This window comes from Natrinema pallidum (genome assembly GCF_005890195.1).
Classification (GTDB): Archaea; Halobacteriota; Halobacteria; order Halobacteriales; family Natrialbaceae; genus Natrinema; species Natrinema pallidum.
The window spans coordinates 539,712-558,176 of sequence record NZ_CP040637.1; the positions used below are offsets into that span (position 1 = coordinate 539,712).

An 18,465-nucleotide genomic window follows, 5' to 3' on the forward strand; every position below is an offset into this window, starting at 1 on the left:
CGTTCCGCAAGTTATTAATAGCACGATGTGGCGGTAGGTATCGATGGGCCAATCCCTCGCAGTCGACACCGACGAGGTCCACGAGCGTATCGTCACTGGCGTCGCGACGCTCGAGGATATCGATCCGCTGTCGTTACCGCCGTTGTTCGAGGCGGTCGATCCCGATGCTCTCGCAGCGATCTTTGCGACGACCGAATCTGGCGAGCGCCGAGCCGGTCGGATCGGGTTTTCCTACGCCGACCACGAGATAACGGTCGAGTTCGATCAGCGCGACGACCCCATCGTGACGATCGACTGATCACGGGGGTCGTCTCCGAGCGATCGCTCGGTTACGCGTTCGATCGCCGATGGAGGGTCGCGAGCCGCGGCCGTGAGTTGCACGCCGACCCCGATCGAAAGAAGACTGATAGGGGTTCGTCCGGTACGTGGTGGCAATGGCGCGACTTGCTCGGCTCAGGGTGTATCCGGTGAAGGGGCTGGACGGCATCGATCTCGAGGCGGCCGACGTCCTCGACGGCGGGACGGTGGCCCACGACAGGGAGTTCGCACTGTTCGATACCGATGGCGACGTTCTCAACGGCACACGGACCGAGCGCGTCCACGCTCTGGATACCGAGTACGATCCGGCGACGGGTCTGCTCGCGGTCGAGACGCCCGACGGCGAGGAGCGGCAGTTCGATCTCGAGTCCGACCGTGGGACCGCCGCCTCCTGGTTCAGCGAGTTTTTCGACGTCGAACTGTCGCTCGAGCGGGACACGTCGCTGGGGTTCGTCGATCGGCGCGAAATGGGGCCGTCGGTGATCAGTACGGCGACGCTCGAGACGGTCGCGTCCTGGTTCGACGAGATGACCGTCGAGGGTGCGCGACGACGACTCCGAGCGAACATCGAGATCGCCGGCGTCGACCCGTTCTGGGAGGATCGGTTCGTCGGCGCGGACGCACCGGCGTTCGAGATCGGTGGGGTCCGATTCGACGGGGTGACACCCTGTGGCCGCTGTGTCGTCCCCCGGCGCGATCCCGATACGGGGGAGCCGATCGAGGAGTTCCGAACGCGGTTCGTTCGAAAGCGAGAGGCGACGTTTCCCGAGTGGGCCGACCTCGACGCGTTCGATCACTACTACTCGCTGATGATCATCACACGCGTCCCCGAGTCCGATCGCGGCCGGACGCTCAGCGTCGGCGATCCGGTCGAAACCCGCCGGAACTAGTGGTCGATGCCGGGCCGCTGAAACGTCGTCTCGGCCTCCTCCCGGTCGTCGCTCGAGGCAGCCAGTACGTCCTCGAGTTCCGGCGCGGCTAGCACATCGTTTCGCGCGGGACCGGCCTGCCGCCGGAAGTAATAGGTCTCGGCACAGCCGGCGACCAGTTCGGAGAGCCGTCGATCCTCGTCGTGGACGACCGAGACGAGATCACCCGTCACCGCGACCAGCACCGCGTCGTCGGGTTTGTAGAGCGCGTCCCGGAGCTCGTTGACGGTACTGTCGGCCGGTAGTTCGAGGGTGACACCGTCGACGGTCGCCCATCGCGTCTCCATACCCGGTCGTTCGGCCGTGATCGTCTATACGATTGTGCCCGCAGACACAGGCCGATCACAGTGTCCCGATCGGTGACAGCGTTCAGCCATAGCGATCGCTCGGATTGCAGTTACGGGGGCGAAACTCCCCGGCAGTGGCCAGTGCGATAAAGTGGGCTCGGTTGGAGAACCGAGACGTGATGGGTGATCGAACGGGGGCTGCGATCGAGACGCTCGAGTACGTGGCGCGTTCACCGACCCGAGTACGGATCCTCGAGACGCTGGCAGCGGAGGGTGCCGTCTCGAGGGATGCGCTACGGGCCGAGGTCGACGTCGTGCGAACGACGCTACAACGGAATCTGGATGGATTGGGAGAACGCGGCCTGCTCCGCGAACGGGGTCGACGGTACGAACTCACGTCGGCCGGGGCCCTCGCGACGGGCGCGGTGACGAAAACGCTGGACCGGGTCGACGCGATGGTTCGGCTGCGGCCGGTGCTCGAGCGGATTCCGGCGATCGAACTCGGCTTCGATCTCGAGGGGCTGGTCGACGCGACGGTCGTCGAGTCCACGACGGCGAACCCCTACGCGCCGACCGAGTACCGCGCGGCGAGTCTCGCCGACGCGGAGCACGTCAGGGCCGTGCTGCCGGCGACGGCGGCGAAACCGCTCGAGGCGTCGCGAGAGGCACTCGAATCGGGGGCCGTCTTCGAGTTGCTAGTCACGGAGTCGGTCGCGGAGACGCTGCGGACGGAGCCGTCGGTCGCGGAGACGTTCGCGGCGATGGCCGACGCCGAGTCGCTTGCCGTCGCGGTCGTCGCCGACGAGGTCCCGTTCTATCTGGGGATCGTCGACGACGCGGTTCAGATCGGCGTCCACGACGAGAACGGGCTCCCGACGGCGCTTCTCGAAGCGACCGATACGCGAGTCAGGGAGTGGGCGGTCGATCGATTCGAAGCCCTCGACCGGCGCGCGACGGCGATGGACGGTGCCGAGTAGCCGCCGACGATCGGCGGGTCACTACTGGCCGGTCCGCGACCGCGGTGCGTGCACGCCGTGCACAGACTGTGTGGGATACACTGATATCACTTCCACTCGGCACCTACGAGTGCGGTAGGTGGAGACTCTCGAGCGCGCTCTCGGACGCCGCTGACGGCTACTGGATGGGGGATGCCGGCGGGCGGACGATAGCGAGGGCCGCCGCGACGCCGGCCCAGGTTCCGACCCGTCGGAACCGTTTCGTTTCTCGATCGTGACTCACTCCGACCCTGCCCCAACCCCAACCGGTCTCGCTCGAGGCGACGACCGGATCAGGAAACGCTTAGGGCATCGCGTCCGGTAGCCCGAGTGTGAGCGAGAATCGCGTCGTTCAGGGACGAATGGTGACGGCCGAAAAACTCGCGGAACTCGTCGAGGGCGACGCCGTGATGGAGGTCGACTCGATCGAGGAGGCCGACGAGGAGTGTCCGGAGTGTGCCGGGAACGTCCTGCAGGTCGTCTACATGCCGTCGGTCACCGAACTCGTCACCGGCTGGAAGTGCCAGGACTGCGACTGGAGCGAAGCCGACCGCGACTGAGTCGCCCGAGCCGAGTGTCGACGGCCGACCGATAGCGATCGCTGTCCTCGTGGCACTCGCCGCCGGACGGAACGCGGTTCGTGCCCTTTCGAAACGTCGCGATGCTGCCAGTGCTGTCGCGTCGAGCGTCGCCGCTACCAGATCAGCCACTCGAGCGCGGCGACGACGGCCGCGAGGAAGACGTGTTCGCCGTCGACGACGAACCCGTAGTACAGCGGCCCGCGATCGGTGGTCGCGAAGGGGATGTACGCACAGACGTAGGCGTTCATCGCGAGCACGATGAGGAACTCGTGTGCAATCGCGCCGCCGGCGACGAGGGCGATCACCGCCGCGGCGACGGCGACGGTCGCCAGCAACGACAGGAGACGGGTCCAGCGCGGGCCGAACAGGTTGGGGACCGTCGGGATGCCCTCCGCGAGGTCCCCTTCGATATCTTTCACGTCGAAGATCACTGCGGCGATGGTGATCATGATCGTGATATACCCGAACAGAAACAGGATCGCCGGCGAGCGCAACTGACCGTAGTAGTAGCCGACGCCGAGCGGAATCGCGCCCCAGGCGAATCCGACCACGAGGTTCTTCACGAGAAAGAGTTGCTTGACCCCGCCGACGGAGTACAGGAGCACGACCACGAGCGGGAGGAACATGTACACCGCGCCGGGAACTCCGACCGCGACGGCGATTCCGACTGCGGCGACGTAGAGGCCGACCCCCGCGGCCAACCAGAGCGTTCCGTACCGCCTGGTAAACGCCGCGCGCTGTGGAACGTTCCGCTCGTCCTCCTCGAGATCGGTAAATCGATTGACGGTGTAGACGAACATCGTCGCCGCAAAGACGATGAACAGCGGCAGGGGCTCGAGTGGCAGGTCCGCGAGAAGAACAGTCGTCACGGCGACGCTAACCGTCGCAAGCGAGATGAAGAGGTTGCTATGGACCAGCAGGCGGAGCCCGGTCTTGACCGATGTTACCCAGCCCGGTGGTCGATGCGTCGCAGTGGAATTTCTCACGGCGGGTGCCCCTTGTCCGTGACCTTAGGAGAGGCGACGTTTGAATGCTGTGTCGGCTTCCGTCGACCGCTCGCGTTCGACCCCGGAACGGAACCCGTTCGAGCGATCGGACGCCCTCTCAGCGCGAGGTATCCGCCCGGAGTCCGGACGTGCGGGTACGTCACACCCGAGTTCAGTTGAGAACCTACACAAAGAGGGCGACTGGGAAAACGGTACGGCCGTGACGTGCCCGGTATCGTTGATGCGCGTCGATGGAACGCCCGCGGCGAGTGGAAACTGGCATGATTTAAGCAAGGTCGGCACGCCCGTTCGAATGGCATGAAATTACACGAGTATCAGGCGAAGACCGTCTTCGCCGATGCCGGGATTCCGACGCCGGACTCGCAACTCGCGTCCGACGTCGACGGTGTGGTATCCGCGGCCGAGGAGATCGGGTACCCAGTAGCGGTAAAAGCGCAGGTACAGGTCGGCGGCCGTGGGAAGGCCGGCGGAATTAAACTCGTCGAGGACGCGGACGAGGCCCGGGAAGCGGCCGACTCCATCCTCGGCATGGACCTGAAGGGATATCACGTCGATCGGGTCCTCGTCGAGGAAGCGGTCGACTTCGTCAACGAACTCTACGTCGGGATCACGATGGACCGCGGCGAGGGCAAGCCCGTCGCGATGGTCTCGACCAAAGGCGGCGTCAACATCGAGGAAGTCGCCGAGGAGGACCCCGACGCCATCGCTCGCGAGCACATCGACCCCTCCTTCGGAATGCATCCCTATCAGGCCCGCAAGGCCGTCTACGACGCCGGCGTCGACCAGTCGGTCGCGCGCGATGTCTCGAGCGTCCTCACCACGCTCTATCAGCTCTGGGACGACAAGGATGGGGCCGACGCCGAGATCAACCCGCTGATGGTCACGGCCGACGACGAGGTCATCGCGGCCGACGCCGTGATGAACATCGACGAGGACGCCCTGTTCCGCCAGCCCGAACTCGCCGAGATGGAAGAGGAAGCCGCCGGCGGCGACGAACTCGAGCAGAAGGCCGACGAGTACGGCTTCGACTACGTCCGGCTGGACGGCAACGTCGGCATCATCGGCAACGGTGCCGGGCTCGTGATGACGACGCTCGACTTGGTCGACCACTACGGCGGCCAGCCCGCCAACTTCCTCGACGTGGGTGGCGGCGCGAAGGCCGCCCGGATCGCGAACGCGCTCGACATGGTGTTCTCCGACGATAACGTCGATTCGGTCGTCTTCAACATCTTCGGCGGAATTACCCGGGGCGACGAGGTCGCCCGCGGGATCAACGAGGCGCTCGAGCAGTTCGACGAGATCCCCAAGCCGGTCGTCGTCCGACTGGCCGGCACGAACTGGGAGGAAGGCATGGAGATTCTCAACGAGGACCTCGTGACGGTCGAGCAGACCCTCGAGGACGCGGTTCAGCGTGCTGTCGAGTACGCTGGGGAGGTGAACGACCAATGAGCGTACTAGTCGACGACGACACGCGCGTCGTGGTACAGGGCATCACCGGCGGGGAAGGCAAGTTCCACGCCGAACAGATGATGGAGTACGGCACCAACGTCGTCGCCGGCGCGGTCCCCGGCAAGGGCGGCCAGGAGGTCAGCGGCGTGCCGGTCTACGACACGGTCCACGAGGCCGTCGACGAGGAGAACGCTGACACGTCCGTGATCTTCGTTCCGCCGGCCTTTGCCGGCGACGCGATTTTCGAATCGCTCGACTCGGAACTCGACCTCGCGGTCGCCATCACGGAGGGCATCCCGACCCAGGACATGGCGCGCGTCAACAAGCGCCTCTCCGAGACGGAGACCCGACTCATCGGCCCGAACTGTCCCGGTCTCATCACGCCCGGTGAGGCGAAGCTCGGTATTCTCCCCGGCAACATCTTCGCCGAGGGGAACGTCGGGCTCGTCTCCCGTTCCGGGACCCTCACGTACCAGGTCGTCGATAGCTTGACTAATCGCGGGATCGGCCAGACGACCGCCATCGGCATCGGCGGCGACCCGATCATCGGGACCGACTTCGTCGACGCCCTCGAGCTGTTCGAGGACGACCCCGACACCGACGCCATCGTCATGTGCGGGGAGATCGGCGGCGAAGACGAGGAGGAAGCAGCCGCGTTCATCGACGAGTACGTCGACACGCCGGTCGCTGGCTTCATCGCCGGCCGCACCGCACCGCCGGGCAAGCGGATGGGCCACGCCGGTGCGATCGTCTCCGGCTCCGGCACGGGAACCGCGGAGAGCAAGATTAGCGCCCTCAACGACGCCGGCGTCCCCGTCGGCGACACCCCCGAAGAAGTCGCCGATCACATCGAAGAGTTCCTCGCGTAACTAGCCCGTCTCGCGTACGCAACGACCCGACCGCAATCGCGGGCGACCGGTTGCGGTCTCGCGTCCTTTTTCGAGCCGACTCGAGCGGCGGCGGGTCCTGCGTCCAGTACTGTGACCGCCCGGTGCCGGCTCCTCGTCGCTTTCCGCAGCAGATCATGGTCGTCCAGCGCGTCACTGTGGTATGCCGGTCCGGCTCGAATGCGATCGCTGTGGCTCCGCGGACATCCCGGAGCGGACGACCCGGACGACCGGCGGGACGCAGTGTCCGGCGTGTGGTGCAAAAGCGTCTCCGGTTCGACGGAACGGGCTCGCGTGGCATCCCGAGGTCTGATCGGACTCGAGGCGGGGACGATCGGACCAACGGGTTGGTTCCAAGCTGTCGCGATACGGACGTCGTGAGTCTCACCGACCGGACGGCGGGTCGGCGGCGCGCGTTCGACGGGCTCGGACGATCAGCCGAACAGCGACCGCACTCGTCCGAGCAGTCCCGCCGAGCCGTCGTCGGCCGCGGACTCGGCCTCGGACGCATCGATATCGGTCTCGCCCCCTCCGGCGTCGGTGTCGCGGTCGGCCGTGTCGGGACCGTCGACCGCGGACGCGTCCACCCCGTCCTCGAGACGCGACTCCGATTCGTCGCTCTGGACCGACGAGTCGGCAGTCGCGTCCGACGGCGTCTCCGGAGCGGCGTCGCTATCGCGTGTGGTGTCGGCGTCGCTCTCCGCGTCCGTTTCGGTCACCGCAGCCGCGTCGGGCTCGACGGGGCTGTCCGTCCCGTTCTCGAGGGTGGGGTCGCCGTCGAATGGCTCGTCCGCGGTCTCGGGGGTCGTCGTCGCGGTCTGCGAGTCGGCCTGCGCCTCGACGGTCGGCGGCTCGGCGTCGCCGCTGTCGAGCCCCTCGTTCGTGGAGGTGGTGGAGTCGACGGGGTCGTCGTCCCGTCGGTCGTCGGAACCAGCGGTGTCGACCCAGAGGAACTCCCCGTCTTTCGTGCGGCCGGTGAGAAGCAGATCCGTGAGTTCGTCCTCGTCGGCTCGCAGCTCGTCGTCGACGGGTATCGCCGGGTCGGGTTCCGGCTCCGCCGCGCTCGCGATGATGTCGTCCGGCGTTTCGTCCGCGAGCACGTCGTCGGTATCGCCCTCGTCCGCGGCTTCAGCACGGAGCTGATCGAAGACTTCAGCGGCCGTCCTGTCTTCGACCCCGTCCGGTTCGTCCTCGTCCACCCGTTCTGTCCGCTGCCCGGCTCCCGTGTCGGTTTCCTCGAGGTCCCCGAACAGCTCGTCGGTGCTCGCACCCACGTCGAGCCTCCCGTCGCCCGGACTGTTTGTCGTACTATCTGTCATGAACCCGCTTGCTATTACTGGATTATCACACGACTTTAATTTTCGGAATTTTTCCCGGTGCGATAGATGCGCGAAGTGCAATATTAGTGTACTGGCCGCTAGCGGCCATCGATGGCGATTACAGTTGACGATCGTGCATAATATGGGGGAGAAAGAGGGCGATCGTGAGAATCGATGTACGGGGCGAGAGTCGGACTATATTGCCCGTTCGTAGCGACTCGCCGGATGCCGGCACAAGCACTATTACTCGACGCGTCGTATGTCGGACGGTATCATGACAGGGATCGAGTACGACGACTTTCTGGACCTCGGATACGAACCCGCCGCGACGGAACTGGTCTGTGAATTCACGATCGAACCGGCCGACGGGATGTCCATGGAGGCGGCGGCGAGTCGCGTCGCCTCGGAGTCATCGAACGGCACCTGGGCCGCCTTACACGTCGACGAGGACGAACTCACGGACCTCGGTGCAGTCGCCTGCGGTATTGACGGACCGACGGTTACGGTCGCGTACCCGGCCGCGCTGTTCGAGGCCGGCAGCATGCCCCAGATCCTCTCGTGTATCGCCGGCAACATCCTGGGGATGAAAGCCGTCGATTCGATCCGACTCGAGGACTGTGACTGGCCGGAATCGATCGCGGGCGGGTTTCCGGGCCCGCAGTTCGGGCCGAGCGTCGCGCGCGAGAAACTGGACGCGGGCGAGCGGCCGGTGTTGGCGACGGTGCCGAAACCCAAGGTGGGCCTCTCGACCGACGCCCACGCCCGCATCGGCGAGGAGGCCTGGCGCGGCGGCATCGACCTGCTGAAAGACGACGAAAATCTCACTGACCAGGCGTTTAACCCCTTCGCGGACCGACTCGCCGAGAGCCTCGCCGCCCGCGACCGCGCCCAGGAGGAGACCGGCGAGCGCAAGGACTACCTCGTGAACGTGACCGCCGAGACCACAGAGATGCTCGAGCGGGTCGATCTCGTCGCCGAACACGGCGGCGGGTTCGTCATGGTCGACGTGATTACCTGCGGCTGGGCGGCCGTCCAGTCGGTTCGGGAGCGTTGCGAAGACCACGGGTTGGCGATCCACGCCCACCGCGCGATGCACGCCGCCTTCGACCGACTGGACTACCACGGGGTGTCGATGCGCGTCATCGCCCAGATCGCTCGCCTCTGTGGCGTCGACCACATCCACACCGGGACCGCGGGGCTGGGAAAGCTCGCGAACGAGGACACGCCGGGGATCAACGCGTGGCTCACGAGCGACTGTCACGGCCTCAGGCCCGTCCTCCCGGTCGCCTCCGGTGGACTGCATCCCGGCGTGGTCGATCAACTCATCGACGCGCTGGGGACCGACATCATCGTGCAAGCCGGCGGCGGCGTCCACGGCCACCCGGACGGCACGCACGCGGGTGCGAAAGCGCTCCGACAGTCCGTCGAGGCCTCGATGGCGGGCACGGACCTCGAGACCTACGCCGACGACCACGCGGAACTGGCGACGGCCCTCGAGAAGTGGGGCGCGGAGACGCCGCGGTAACGGTTCGGATCGGACCGACGGGCAGCGATCGAATCAGGTTCGATCGACGAAGGCGACGATGCGCTCGGCGATTTCCTCGCCGGCGTCTTCCTGCAGGAAGTGTGCGGCCTCGTCGATCCAGACATCGGGCTGGTCGCTCGCGGTCGGGAGCAACTCGCGCAGCGGGTCACGGTTGCCGGCGGTGATCGGGTCCTCGCTGGCGAACAGGACGAACGCCGGCGTCTCCCACTCGGCGAGTCGGTCCTGGGCGTCGGCGAACAGGTCCGCCCCGGGGTCGTCGGGTGACTGCGGGACGAGTCCTGGGAACGTCCGCGCGCCGGCCATGTATCGCTCGTCGGGGAACGGCGCGCGGTAGGCGTCGAGCACGTCCTCGGAGCAGTCCCGATGACAACCGTTCGCCACGAGTTCGCCGATATCGAGGTCGTCGGCGGTGGCGACCAACTCGGCGAACGCGTGCCAGGTATCGGTCATCTCTTGGGTCCCGTCGGGAAGGCCGGTGTTCATCGGCACCAGGCGGGCGAACCGTTCGGGCTGATTCGCCGCCAGCGAGAGCCCGAGCAACCCGCCCCAGTCCTGACAGACGAGCGTGATATTCGTCAGGTCGAGTTCCTCGACGAACGTCCGGAGCGCGTCGTAGTGCATCTCGACGGTGTAGTTGTCGCGGTCCTCGTATCGATCCGACCGTCCGCAGCCGATCAGGTCTGGGACGACGACGCGGCCGCGCTCGGCCAGCGTCGGCATCATACAAGCGTTGGGAAATCGATACGAACGTCGCGCTCGGTGTTCCGTTCGGACACCGTCGGTGACCCGCCGCGGCATAGTGACAAAATACATACCAGTGCTGCGTGACAGAACGACCATGCACCGCCCGCGCCGGTCACTCCTCGCCACGATCGGTAGTCCCGCGCTCGCCGGTCGTCTCTCCAACGGATCGGGACGGTTCACCCACAGTGAGAATCCACAATCATTATAGTCTCGTTAACGATAGACCATATCGTGGTTTACGAGACTGGAAACGAGACGGTCGACGACGCGCTCGAGCGGGTGATGGCCGGCGAGCGACTCGATCGGACCGACGGAGTCGCGTTGATGGCCCAGCCGACCGACGCGCTTGCCGAGGCGGGTGCGGCCGTCCGCGATCACTTCGGCGACGGTACGGTCGACGCCTGCTCGATCGTCAACGCGAAGGCGGGCAACTGCGCCGAGGACTGCGGGTTCTGCGCGCAGTCGGTCCACTTCGACACCGGGATCGACACCTACGGCTTCCTCGGTCCCGAGAAGGTCCTCGAGGCCGCCAAACGGGCCGAACGCGACGGTGCCCAGCGCTTTGGCATCGTTGTCGCCGAGAAGGGCGTCTCGAAGGAACACCGCCCCGACGAGTGGGAAGAGGTTCTCGAGTCGATCCGCCGCGTCCGCGACGAGTGCGACCTCGAGGTCGACGCCTCGCTGGGCATTCTGACCGAGGAGGAGGCCGCGATCCTCGCCGAGGAGGGGATCAATCACTACAATCACAACATCGAGACCTCCCCGAACTACTTCCCCGAGATCGTCGATTCCCACAGCTTCGAGGACCGGGTGAAGACCCTCGAGGTCGCCAAGGAGGCCGGGATGGACCTCTGTGCGGGCGTGATCCTCGGAATGGGGGAGAGCCCGACCGACCGCGTCGAGGCAGCCATCGCCCTGCAGGACATCGGCATCTCCTCGCTGCCGGTCAACGTCCTGAACCCGGTCGCCGGGACGCCGCTGGCCGAGCAGGGCGTCGACATCAGCACCGAGGAGATCGTCAAGACGGTCGCGGTGTACAAACTGCTCCACCCCGAGTCCCGGGTCCGCTTGACCGGCGGCCGCGAGGTCAACTTAGCGCCGGACGAGCAGCACCTGCCGCTCGAGGCCGGCGCGGACGGCCTCCTCACCGGCGACTATCTGACCACCGGAGGCCAATCTCCCGGCAAGGACTTGGAGATCGTCGAGCGTGCGGGACTGGAGCCCAATACGGACACGAACGACTTCGATCCGGAGGCGGTGAAGGCCCGTCACAGCGAGACGGCGGAATCGTCGAGCGAGACGGCGAGTACGGGCGCGGAACCGAGCGACGACTGACGACACGACGAACACAGCACATCGACACCATGGACGAAATTACGTTTGCGGTACTCGGAACCGGAGGTATCGGCCGACGAGCGCTCGAAGTGAGCCAGCACAAGGACGCGCTGACCCCCGTCGCGGCGTGTGACCGCCACGGCGTCGCCGTCGACTTCGACGGCCTCGATGTGGACGAGTTGCTGGCTGCGACCGAGGGCAACATAGACAGCGAGCCGCGAAGCGGCTCGGAAGAGTCGAGCGGCGATGAGCCGCGAGACAGCGAGGTCGCGACGGACGGCGGTACGGGCGCGACGACCGCCGGGGGCGGCGTCAAACAACACGGCGAGGACAGGGGCGTCGTCGCCTCGAGTCAGGCCCGGCCCAGCGAGGACGCCATTCAGGAGATCATCGACCGCGGCGACCGGATCGACGCCGTGTTGTTGGCGCTGCCGAACTACGAACACGACTTCATCCCCCGAACCGCCGACCGCTTCGCCGAGGGCGGCTACTCCGGGGTCATGATCGACGTCCTCAAGCGCTCGCGCGTGATCGACATGCTCGACGACCGCAGCGACGAGTTCGAGGAGAACGGTATCACGTTCATCTGCGGGGCGGGCGCGACCCCCGGCCTGCTGACCGGCGCGGCCGCGCTGGCCGCCCAGTCGTTCGTCGAGGTCACCGACGTCGACATCCACTGGGGTGTCGGACTCAAGTCGGGCTACGAGGACAACCGCGGGACCGTCCGCGAGGACATCGCACACCTCCCCGAGTACGACATCGAGACCGCCCGCGACCTCTCCGAGGCGGAGATCGAGGCCATCATCGACGACCACGACGGCGTCATCGAGTTCGAGGACATGGAACACGCCGACGATGTCCTGCTCGAGCGCGCCGGTGTCTGTGACGCCGACGATGTCACCGTCGGCGGGGTCCTCGACGTTCGCAACGACGAGAAGCCGACGACGACGACGGTCCGCGTGACCGGCCGCACCTTCGACGGTGAGACGGCGACGAACACGTTCCAACTGGGCGACGAAACGAGCATGGAGGCCAACGTCAACGGGCCCGCGCTGGGCTATCTGAAAGCCGGCGTCCGCCGGAACCGAGCGGGCGAGTACGGCGTCTTCGGCCCAGCCGACCTGTTGCCCGGCTTCTAATCTCGTCGCAGTCCGTTTCATGAGGGAGCGACTACGATCCCCCAAACCGTCGCCTATCGGCCGCCTCGAGCCGCAGCGACGCCGAGCTTGCTGCTCGGTCCGAACCGTGAGAGTCAAACCGTGGCGTTGAGTCGGTTTAGCCGAATGGCCGACCGCGGGTTCGACCTCGAGACGCGACTCGAGACGCTCGAGGAAAACGATTTGAAACGTGCCCTCTCGCCCGTCGACCGGGTCGCCGAGCACGGCTACTTCGCCGAGCCATCGGGCGGCGAGTTGCCCGTCCTCGAGACGGCGGAGGCGCTCGTTTTCGCCTCGAACAACTACTTGGGATTGACCGACGACCAGCGGGTACAGGACGCGGCCCGGCAGGCCGCCGCGACCGTCGGAACGGGTGCCGGGGCGAGCCGACTCGTGACCGGGGATACGATGGTCCACCGAGACCTCGAGCGGCAACTCGCCGAGGTCAAAGGCACTGAGCGCGCGCTGGCCTTTTCGTCGGGGTACGCCGCGAACGTCGGTACGATCACGGCGCTCGAGCCCGATGTCGTCTTCTCCGACGAGTTGAATCACGCGAGCATCATCGACGGCTGTCGACTCACGGACACCGAGACGGTCGTCTACGACCACTGCGATGCGGCGAGCCTGCGATCGAAGCTCGCGGACCGAGCCGAACGGGCGGCCCGAGACGGCCGCCAGCCGGCCGACGAGTCCTGGCTGATCGTCACCGATTCGGTGTTCAGCATGGACGGCACCGTCGCACCCCTCGATGCGATCTGTGACGCCGCCGAGGAGTTCGGCGCGTGGGTGATGGTCGACGAGGCCCACGCGACCGGCCTCTACGCCAACGGCGGCGGCGTCGTCCAGGCGGAGGGGCTCGAGGACCGTGTCCACGTTCAGATGGGAACGCTCTCGAAAGCGCTGGCCAGTCAGGGCGGGTACGTCGCCGGTAGCGCGGAATTGATCGAATGCGTACTCAACGACGCGCGCTCGTTCGTCTTCTCGACCGGACTCGCGCCGCCGGCGGCCGCGGCGGCGAGCGAGGCGCTCCACGTCGCCCGTCACGGCGGTGCACGGGAGCGACTCTGGGAGAACGTCGCCCACCTCCGGGACGGCCTCGAATCGATGGGGTTCGACGTGTGGGGCGACTCCCAGATTCTCCCCGTCATCGTGGGCGACCGCGAGGACGCCATCACGCTCGCCGACGGGGTCCGCGAACGGGATGTCGTCGCGCCGGCGATCCGGCCGCCGACGGTTCCGGAGGGAACCAGTCGCATCCGCGTCGTTCCGATGGCCACCCACGATCGGAGCGACATCATCGCCTGTCTCGAGGCGTTTCGCGCCGCGGGCAAGGAGGTCGGACTGCTATGAGCGCCCGGCGACCGATCGCCGTCGTCGGCACCGGAACGGGTGTCGGGAAGACGGTCGTGACGGCCGGGCTCACGCGCCTGCTCCGCGAGGAGGGCCACGACGCCCGGGCGATCAAACCGGCCCAGACCGGGCATCCGCCGGACGACGACGCGGCGTTCGTCGCCGCCGCCTGTGGCACTTCGGAGGCCGCGACCTGTCCCCGCTATCTCGAGCCAGCGCTCGCACCGCGGGTCGCGGCCGAGGTCGCCGGGGAGGACCTCTTCTACGAGTCGATCCGCACGGCCTGCGAGCGGGAGATCGAAGCGGCCCCGGTCCCGATCGTCGAAGGGATCGGGGGCCTCCGCGTCCCGCTGGCCGGCGACCGGGAGGTGATCGATCTCGTTGCCGATCTCGAAGCCACGGCAGTCATTGTCACGCGGTCGGGACTGGGCACGCTCAATCACACCGCGCTCTCGGTCGACGCACTCGAGGCCCACGACATCGATATCTGTGGGATCGTCGTCAACGAGTACGCGGGCGAAACGACCGCGGAGCGGACGAATCCCGACGAACTCGAGCGGATGACCGACTATCCAGTTACGACGGTCCCGCCGCTGGACGGGACCGAACCCGACGGCGATCGCGAGCCGCCTGCCCTCGCTGCAGGCGTTAGCGAGGCACTGTCGTCGGCGTTTCGCGATCGACTCCCGGTAGAAGACCGCTGATCCGTGTTCGCACTCGTTCAGGCGGACGGTGCCCGTGGCTCTTCGTCGACGGTCGTCGACTCGTGATCGGACGGGATATCGGTCACCGCCGCGTCGAGTTCGACCAGAGAGGAGACGACTTCGGATTTCCGGTGGGTCACCTCGAGATGGACGCGGAGGTCGTTGCGATCGTCGTACGTCTCCGTACAGAGCGGGCAGCTATGTGTCTCAGTCATTCGGCGGGTCACCAAGAAGTACTCTCATCGTTCAGCGACGTAATAGTGCCGGTCAGTCAATATGTAGACAGATGTTGCCGAGGGTATCCGAACGCCGCTCCGATATCCCCCTGCGTCCGTACGCCGCCGACGGCACACTGCTCACATGAAGTCGCTTAGCCCGGCCTGATCGTCGTCGGGGTCGTCGACCGACGACGAGTCGTCCGACACGGAGCCGCCGTCACTATCGTCCGACTTCGCAGCCGTGAGCGCCTGCTGCCCGCTCGAGTCGTCGCCGTCGCCGCTTTCGTCGGTCGCAGCGGCGGCCGTCTCGTCGGCACCGCTCGAGCGCTCGGCCTCGAAGAAGGCGTTGCCCGAGTGCTCGACCGCTTTTTCGGCTTTCAGTTCGTCGGCGTCCGCGACGACCGATTCGACTTTGTTGGTGTCCTTTCCGCTGCCGGTAACGAAGGAGACCTCGGATTCGTCGAGATCGTAGGCCGCAGCCATGCGGACGGTCAGTGCTCGGTTCTTGCAGTGGTGGGTCATCGCCGACAGGAACGGAAGGATCTCCCGGCGGGCGGTTGCGACGCTTGCGCCTTCCCGCTCGGCGATGCGCTCGGCGATCGAATCGCGGGTGTTCCGGGTGCCTTTGGTGCGGCCGAGTTTCGACCAGTAGCTCGGCGGGCCGTAGCGGGTCCAGCCCCCCTTCTCGCCCCGTCGCGAAGCGGCGACGCCGGCAGTCATGTTGTCCGTCGCGTACCGCCAGTAGGAGTAGTCCTGTGTGGCCCGGACGCGACCCAGCCAGCGATCGGCGTTCGAGAGGAACTCGTAGGCGTCGGCGAGTTCGGCCCCCTCGTAGTCCTTCGGCACGTTGTCCTCGATCCAGTTGAGCAGATCGTCCGGCGTCTCGTCGACGTCGTAGGAGGCTCGCAGCGCACCCTCGGCGTCTTTCTCTTTGATCAGTTCGTCGAGGAAATCGAAGATGCCCTCGGTGGTATCGCGCTCGCTCGTCACCACGTCGTCGACGGTCAGGCGCTCGGCCTCCTCGGCGACCGCCTGCAGGTCGTTGACCGCCGAGCGCAGGTCGCCGCTGGTCGATTCGGCGATCTTCTCGAGGGCCCCCTCCTCGAATTCGACCCCTTCGCGCCGACAGATGTCCCGCAAGACGGGGACGATCGATCGCTTCGAGACGTCGCGAAACTCGATCGTCTCACAGGCGTTTCGCAGCGACTTGCTCATGTCGTAGAACTCGTTTGCGACGAGGACGATCGGCTGGTTCGCGTCCTTGACGACGCGCGTGACCTCTCGAGAACCGCCGTAGTCGGCGTTGCCGTGGAAATTGTCCGCCTCGTCGAGAACGACAAGCCGGCGGCCCGCCTCGCCGCCGGTGAGGGTCCCGCTCTTGGCGGCCTCGCCGGCGATCTTCTCGATGACGTCGGCTCCGCGGCTGTCGCTGGCGTTCAACTCCATTACCGGCCAACCCATGTCGGTGGCCAGCGCGTGGGCGGCGGAGGTCTTCCCGACGCCGGGGCTGCCGTGGACGATCACCGACTCCCGGTGGTCGTCCCAGCTTTCGGCCCACTCCTCGAGTTGGTCGCGGGCCTTGTTGTTGCCGCGTACCTCCGACAGCGTCGTCGGACGGTACTTCTCGGTCCAGTCGGTCATTGGACGTTCGTAGGGGTGAGCCGCGTTTAGTGGTTGCGGACGCTACTCTTCGGTGACGGTCTTCAAGTCGAGACGAGGCGTCACGTCCTCGTATGTGTCATCGCTCGAGACCATAGTATCCCCGTTGGATTCGACGAGGTGAAGGGCGTCGAACGGTGTGAACCCGTGGTCCTCCACGTACGTCGCCGCCGTAACGACCGTCTCCGCGTCACCGCGTACCTCGACGAGGTTGGCGGCGTTCGAAACGACCCGTTCGGTATCGCGGTCCTCGCGGTAGGCTACTAACAGGAGTTCGATAAGCGTGAATTCGACGTCCACAACTCGTCCTGTCGGTCTCGGTATACCGCTTCGGCGGCGTCTCCGAGCCAGTCTTCATCCTTGATGAGCGCGAGCAGAAAGTCGGTTTCCGCATACATTTACTGTCCGGCCTCGTCGAGCGCTGCTTCGCGTGCTTCTTCACGAAGTTCGTCGGCCGACTTCTCGACATCCGCAAACTCGTCTCTGAGTGCCTCGAGCGAGTCGTCAGCGACCGGAACCAATTTGACTCCGTCTGGAAGCTGAACAACGCGATATCGGTCCCCGTATCGCTCTCGGACCTCCTTGGGGAGCGTGAGACGACCGCGGTCGTCCAGCGCTACGTCTGACATATCTTGGCGTATGGTGGGCGAAAGTAAAAATGTTCCCCGATATACAGAGCTACCCATTCTATCTCTACTGGCCGGAATTCATCTCCGCATCGACGAGCGAACGACGAGAGGTATTCGACGTTCTCAGTACATCGAATCTATATCGTATTTTCCGGACTTCTCCGTCCAGTCGGTCATTGGACGTTCGTAGGGGTGAGCCGCGTTTAGTGGTTGCGGAGCGGTACGCCTCGCTCGAGGCGGGTCGGACGCTTCGAACGTGTCCTCGCTCGAGCCCTTGCGATCGTCGTTCGGGTTGGTGAGGCGGAACGCGCCGTCTCGAAGCGGAGGCCGGCGTGATCGCGCGGCGTCTCAGTCCGTCCCGTGGACGAGTACGGATCGTTCGGCCGCGTCGTCGCCCGCTTCGATGCGGACGGGAAACTCCTGATCGGCGTCGACGCGCGGCGTTTCGTATCCCGTCGTGATGGTCGTCCGCTCGCCGGCCGCGAGGCTCACCGTCCGCCGTTCGACCCGTTCGGCACTGTGGCCGACGATCAACGCGAGGTCGTGCGTGCCGTCGGTTCCCCCGGTGTTCTCGACCGTCGCGTTCACGTCGAGGAAATCGCCGGCATCGATCGGCGCGTTCGTCTCGAGACGGACGATCTCGAACGCCGCGGGGGTTTCGGCGGCGGCATCCCCGCCATCGTCGGCTTCGATTTCGCGCAGACACTCGCGGACGTGGGGGTTCCCGTGGGAGACACCGCCGGTGAGATACGCCTCCCGCTCGATCGTGACCGACGAGATGACGGTCCCATCACTGCCGTACGGCGGCAGCTCGACGACGATCTCGTCGGCCGCCTCGCGAACGGCCGCAGTCTCCCCGATCTCGAACGCGACCGTGCCGGAGAACGGTGCAGCCACGTCCTCGCCGAACACGATCCCGTCCTCGAGCACGGTGTTTCCGTACAGTCCGTCCTCGTAGAAGCCCGTGCTCGCGAAGGCGACATCGTCGGCCGCGAACGTCCCCGTAACCTCCGCTCGAGTGCACGAGGGAAACGTTACGGTCGGCTCCGAGTCCCCGCTCTCGCCATCGGAGTCGTCGCCGGTCCCCGCAGTCTCCGTCTCGGCCTCGGTCCCCGTCGACGGATCGGCGTTCCGATCCGCCTCTTCGGTGGCCCCGTCCGTCGCGTTCTCGGTAGCGAGGTCGGGGTCGCTACGCGACCCGTTCGAATCAGTGGGCGTCTCCGAATGCGTGTCGAGACAGCCCGCGAAACCGAGTCCGAGACCGGAGACGCCGATGAACGTCCGACGGTTCATACTCCGACGGAGGACATCTCACTTGATAAAAATATAGGCCGGATATCATGTTCGAATA

Annotated in this window: 18 protein-coding genes and 2 pseudogenes; 11 read left to right on the plus strand and 9 right to left on the minus strand. The window is 66.1% G+C overall.

Annotated elements, in window-relative coordinates; genetic code table 11:
• Positions 1-43: 43 nt before the first annotated feature.
• Both FGF80_RS02570 and FGF80_RS02575 read left to right on the plus strand, forming a co-directional pair.
• On the plus strand, positions 44-298 hold the full coding sequence (locus FGF80_RS02570; protein WP_006186843.1) for a HalOD1 output domain-containing protein: 255 nt from the start codon (positions 44-46) through the stop codon (positions 296-298).
• Between the two features lie 136 nt (positions 299-434).
• On the plus strand, positions 435-1,208 hold the full coding sequence (locus FGF80_RS02575; RefSeq protein ID WP_138652057.1) for an MOSC domain-containing protein: 774 nt from the start codon (positions 435-437) through the stop codon (positions 1,206-1,208).
• On the opposite strand, the gene FGF80_RS02580 is transcribed toward FGF80_RS02575, so the two are convergent.
• Positions 1,205-1,534: a hypothetical protein gene (locus FGF80_RS02580; RefSeq protein WP_006186841.1), complete on the minus strand. Its 330-nt coding sequence runs from the start codon at positions 1,532-1,534 to the stop codon at positions 1,205-1,207. The genes FGF80_RS02575 and FGF80_RS02580 overlap by 4 nt on opposite strands.
• A 179-nt stretch (positions 1,535-1,713) precedes the next feature.
• Here FGF80_RS02580 and FGF80_RS02585 point away from each other — a divergent pair, with 179 nt between their 5' ends.
• Together FGF80_RS02585 and FGF80_RS02590 are read left to right on the plus strand one after the other, a co-directional pair.
• Positions 1,714-2,511 (plus strand): helix-turn-helix transcriptional regulator, encoded by a 798-nt coding sequence (locus tag FGF80_RS02585; protein ID WP_138652059.1) that lies wholly within the window; start codon positions 1,714-1,716, stop codon positions 2,509-2,511.
• Positions 2,512-2,861: 350 nt separating this feature from the next.
• Positions 2,862-3,089 (plus strand): DUF5795 family protein, encoded by a 228-nt coding sequence (locus FGF80_RS02590; protein ID WP_006186839.1) that lies wholly within the window; start codon positions 2,862-2,864, stop codon positions 3,087-3,089.
• A gap of 134 nt (positions 3,090-3,223) precedes the next feature.
• Here the strand turns inward: FGF80_RS02590 and FGF80_RS02595 are convergent, their stop codons facing one another.
• A complete protein-coding gene (locus tag FGF80_RS02595) occupies positions 3,224-4,096 on the minus strand; it encodes a UbiA family prenyltransferase (protein ID WP_138652061.1) in 873 nt (290 codons plus the stop codon).
• 318 nt (positions 4,097-4,414) lie between these two features.
• Here FGF80_RS02595 and sucC point away from each other — a divergent pair, with 318 nt between their 5' ends.
• Together sucC and sucD are read left to right on the plus strand one after the other, a co-directional pair.
• Positions 4,415-5,566 carry an ADP-forming succinate--CoA ligase subunit beta gene (gene sucC / locus FGF80_RS02600; protein WP_006186837.1) on the plus strand — a complete coding sequence of 384 codons (1,152 nt, stop codon included), beginning with the start codon at positions 4,415-4,417 and terminating at the stop codon, positions 5,564-5,566.
• Positions 5,563-6,435, plus strand: coding sequence for a succinate--CoA ligase subunit alpha (sucD, locus tag FGF80_RS02605; protein WP_138652063.1), 873 nt, complete (start codon positions 5,563-5,565; stop codon positions 6,433-6,435). Before sucC ends, sucD begins: the two co-directional genes overlap by 4 nt.
• Positions 6,436-6,887: 452 nt before the next feature.
• Here sucD and FGF80_RS02610 read toward each other — a convergent pair whose 3' ends face one another.
• Entirely contained in the window at positions 6,888-7,772 is an 885-nt protein-coding gene (locus FGF80_RS02610) for a midas domain-containing protein (protein ID WP_049908205.1), read from the minus strand.
• Positions 7,773-8,046: 274 nt separating this feature from the next.
• Between FGF80_RS02610 and rbcL the strand changes: the two genes are divergently transcribed.
• Positions 8,047-9,297: a type III ribulose-bisphosphate carboxylase gene (gene rbcL, locus FGF80_RS02615; RefSeq protein WP_049908212.1), complete on the plus strand. Its 1,251-nt coding sequence runs from the start codon at positions 8,047-8,049 to the stop codon at positions 9,295-9,297.
• A 33-nt stretch (positions 9,298-9,330) separates the two neighbouring features.
• Here rbcL and FGF80_RS02620 read toward each other — a convergent pair.
• Positions 9,331-10,041, minus strand: a pseudogene (locus FGF80_RS02620) (haloalkane dehalogenase); the annotation flags it as partial.
• A gap of 252 nt (positions 10,042-10,293) precedes the next feature.
• Between FGF80_RS02620 and bioB the strand changes: the two are divergent.
• The 4 genes from bioB (at position 10,294) to bioD (ending at position 14,608) form a co-directional block, all read left to right on the plus strand.
• Positions 10,294-11,397: a biotin synthase BioB gene (bioB, locus tag FGF80_RS02625; protein WP_138652065.1), complete on the plus strand. Its 1,104-nt coding sequence runs from the start codon at positions 10,294-10,296 to the stop codon at positions 11,395-11,397.
• 29 nt (positions 11,398-11,426) lie between these two features.
• Positions 11,427-12,536 carry a transcriptional regulator gene (locus FGF80_RS02630; protein WP_138652067.1) on the plus strand — a complete coding sequence of 370 codons (1,110 nt, stop codon included), beginning with the start codon at positions 11,427-11,429 and terminating at the stop codon, positions 12,534-12,536.
• A gap of 144 nt (positions 12,537-12,680) precedes the next feature.
• A complete protein-coding gene (locus FGF80_RS02635; protein ID WP_006186829.1) occupies positions 12,681-13,904 on the plus strand; it encodes an aminotransferase class I/II-fold pyridoxal phosphate-dependent enzyme in 1,224 nt (407 codons plus the stop codon).
• Positions 13,901-14,608, plus strand: a complete 708-nt coding sequence (gene bioD / locus FGF80_RS02640; RefSeq protein ID WP_138652069.1) for a dethiobiotin synthase — start codon at positions 13,901-13,903, stop codon at positions 14,606-14,608. Before FGF80_RS02635 ends, bioD begins: the two co-directional genes overlap by 4 nt.
• A gap of 17 nt (positions 14,609-14,625) precedes the next feature.
• Here the strand turns inward: bioD and FGF80_RS02645 are convergent, their stop codons facing one another.
• The 5 genes and pseudogenes from FGF80_RS02645 to FGF80_RS02665 all read right to left on the minus strand — a co-directional run bounded on the left by FGF80_RS02645 (position 14,626) and on the right by FGF80_RS02665 (position 18,407).
• Positions 14,626-14,823: a hypothetical protein gene (locus tag FGF80_RS02645; RefSeq protein WP_049908204.1), complete on the minus strand. Its 198-nt coding sequence runs from the start codon at positions 14,821-14,823 to the stop codon at positions 14,626-14,628.
• A 141-nt stretch (positions 14,824-14,964) separates the two neighbouring features.
• Positions 14,965-16,467, minus strand: coding sequence for a replication factor C large subunit (locus FGF80_RS02650; RefSeq protein ID WP_138652071.1), 1,503 nt, complete (start codon positions 16,465-16,467; stop codon positions 14,965-14,967).
• A 42-nt stretch (positions 16,468-16,509) separates the two neighbouring features.
• Positions 16,510-16,883: pseudogene (locus FGF80_RS02655) on the minus strand (type II toxin-antitoxin system VapC family toxin).
• Complete coding sequence (locus tag FGF80_RS02660; protein WP_138652073.1) at positions 16,884-17,114, minus strand: AbrB/MazE/SpoVT family DNA-binding domain-containing protein; 231 nt, start codon at positions 17,112-17,114, stop codon at positions 16,884-16,886.
• 348 nt (positions 17,115-17,462) lie between these two features.
• Complete coding sequence (locus tag FGF80_RS02665) at positions 17,463-18,407, minus strand: hypothetical protein (protein ID WP_138652075.1); 945 nt, start codon at positions 18,405-18,407, stop codon at positions 17,463-17,465.
• Positions 18,408-18,465 lie beyond the last annotated feature (58 nt).

Excerpts from the sequence above, each read along its gene's own strand:
- FGF80_RS02570 (WP_006186843.1), top strand. The coding sequence starts at position 44 with ATGGGCCAATCCCTCGCAGTCGACACCGACGAGGTCCACGAGCGTATC.
- FGF80_RS02575 (WP_138652057.1), top strand. The coding sequence starts at position 435 with ATGGCGCGACTTGCTCGGCTCAGGGTGTATCCGGTGAAGGGGCTGGAC.
- FGF80_RS02580 (WP_006186841.1), bottom strand. The coding sequence starts at position 1,534 with ATGGAGACGCGATGGGCGACCGTCGACGGTGTCACCCTCGAACTACCG.
- FGF80_RS02585 (WP_138652059.1), top strand. The coding sequence starts at position 1,714 with ATGGGTGATCGAACGGGGGCTGCGATCGAGACGCTCGAGTACGTGGCG.
- sucC (WP_006186837.1), top strand. The coding sequence starts at position 4,415 with ATGAAATTACACGAGTATCAGGCGAAGACCGTCTTCGCCGATGCCGGG.
- sucD (WP_138652063.1), top strand. The coding sequence starts at position 5,563 with ATGAGCGTACTAGTCGACGACGACACGCGCGTCGTGGTACAGGGCATC.
- FGF80_RS02610 (WP_049908205.1), bottom strand. The coding sequence starts at position 7,772 with ATGACAGATAGTACGACAAACAGTCCGGGCGACGGGAGGCTCGACGTG.
- rbcL (WP_049908212.1), top strand. The coding sequence starts at position 8,047 with ATGACAGGGATCGAGTACGACGACTTTCTGGACCTCGGATACGAACCC.
- FGF80_RS02630 (WP_138652067.1), top strand. The coding sequence starts at position 11,427 with ATGGACGAAATTACGTTTGCGGTACTCGGAACCGGAGGTATCGGCCGA.
- FGF80_RS02635 (WP_006186829.1), top strand. The coding sequence starts at position 12,681 with ATGGCCGACCGCGGGTTCGACCTCGAGACGCGACTCGAGACGCTCGAG.
- bioD (WP_138652069.1), top strand. The coding sequence starts at position 13,901 with ATGAGCGCCCGGCGACCGATCGCCGTCGTCGGCACCGGAACGGGTGTC.
- FGF80_RS02645 (WP_049908204.1), bottom strand. The coding sequence starts at position 14,823 with ATGACTGAGACACATAGCTGCCCGCTCTGTACGGAGACGTACGACGAT.
- FGF80_RS02650 (WP_138652071.1), bottom strand. The coding sequence starts at position 16,467 with ATGACCGACTGGACCGAGAAGTACCGTCCGACGACGCTGTCGGAGGTA.
- FGF80_RS02660 (WP_138652073.1), bottom strand. The coding sequence starts at position 17,114 with ATGTCAGACGTAGCGCTGGACGACCGCGGTCGTCTCACGCTCCCCAAG.
- FGF80_RS02665 (WP_138652075.1), bottom strand. The coding sequence starts at position 18,407 with ATGAACCGTCGGACGTTCATCGGCGTCTCCGGTCTCGGACTCGGTTTC.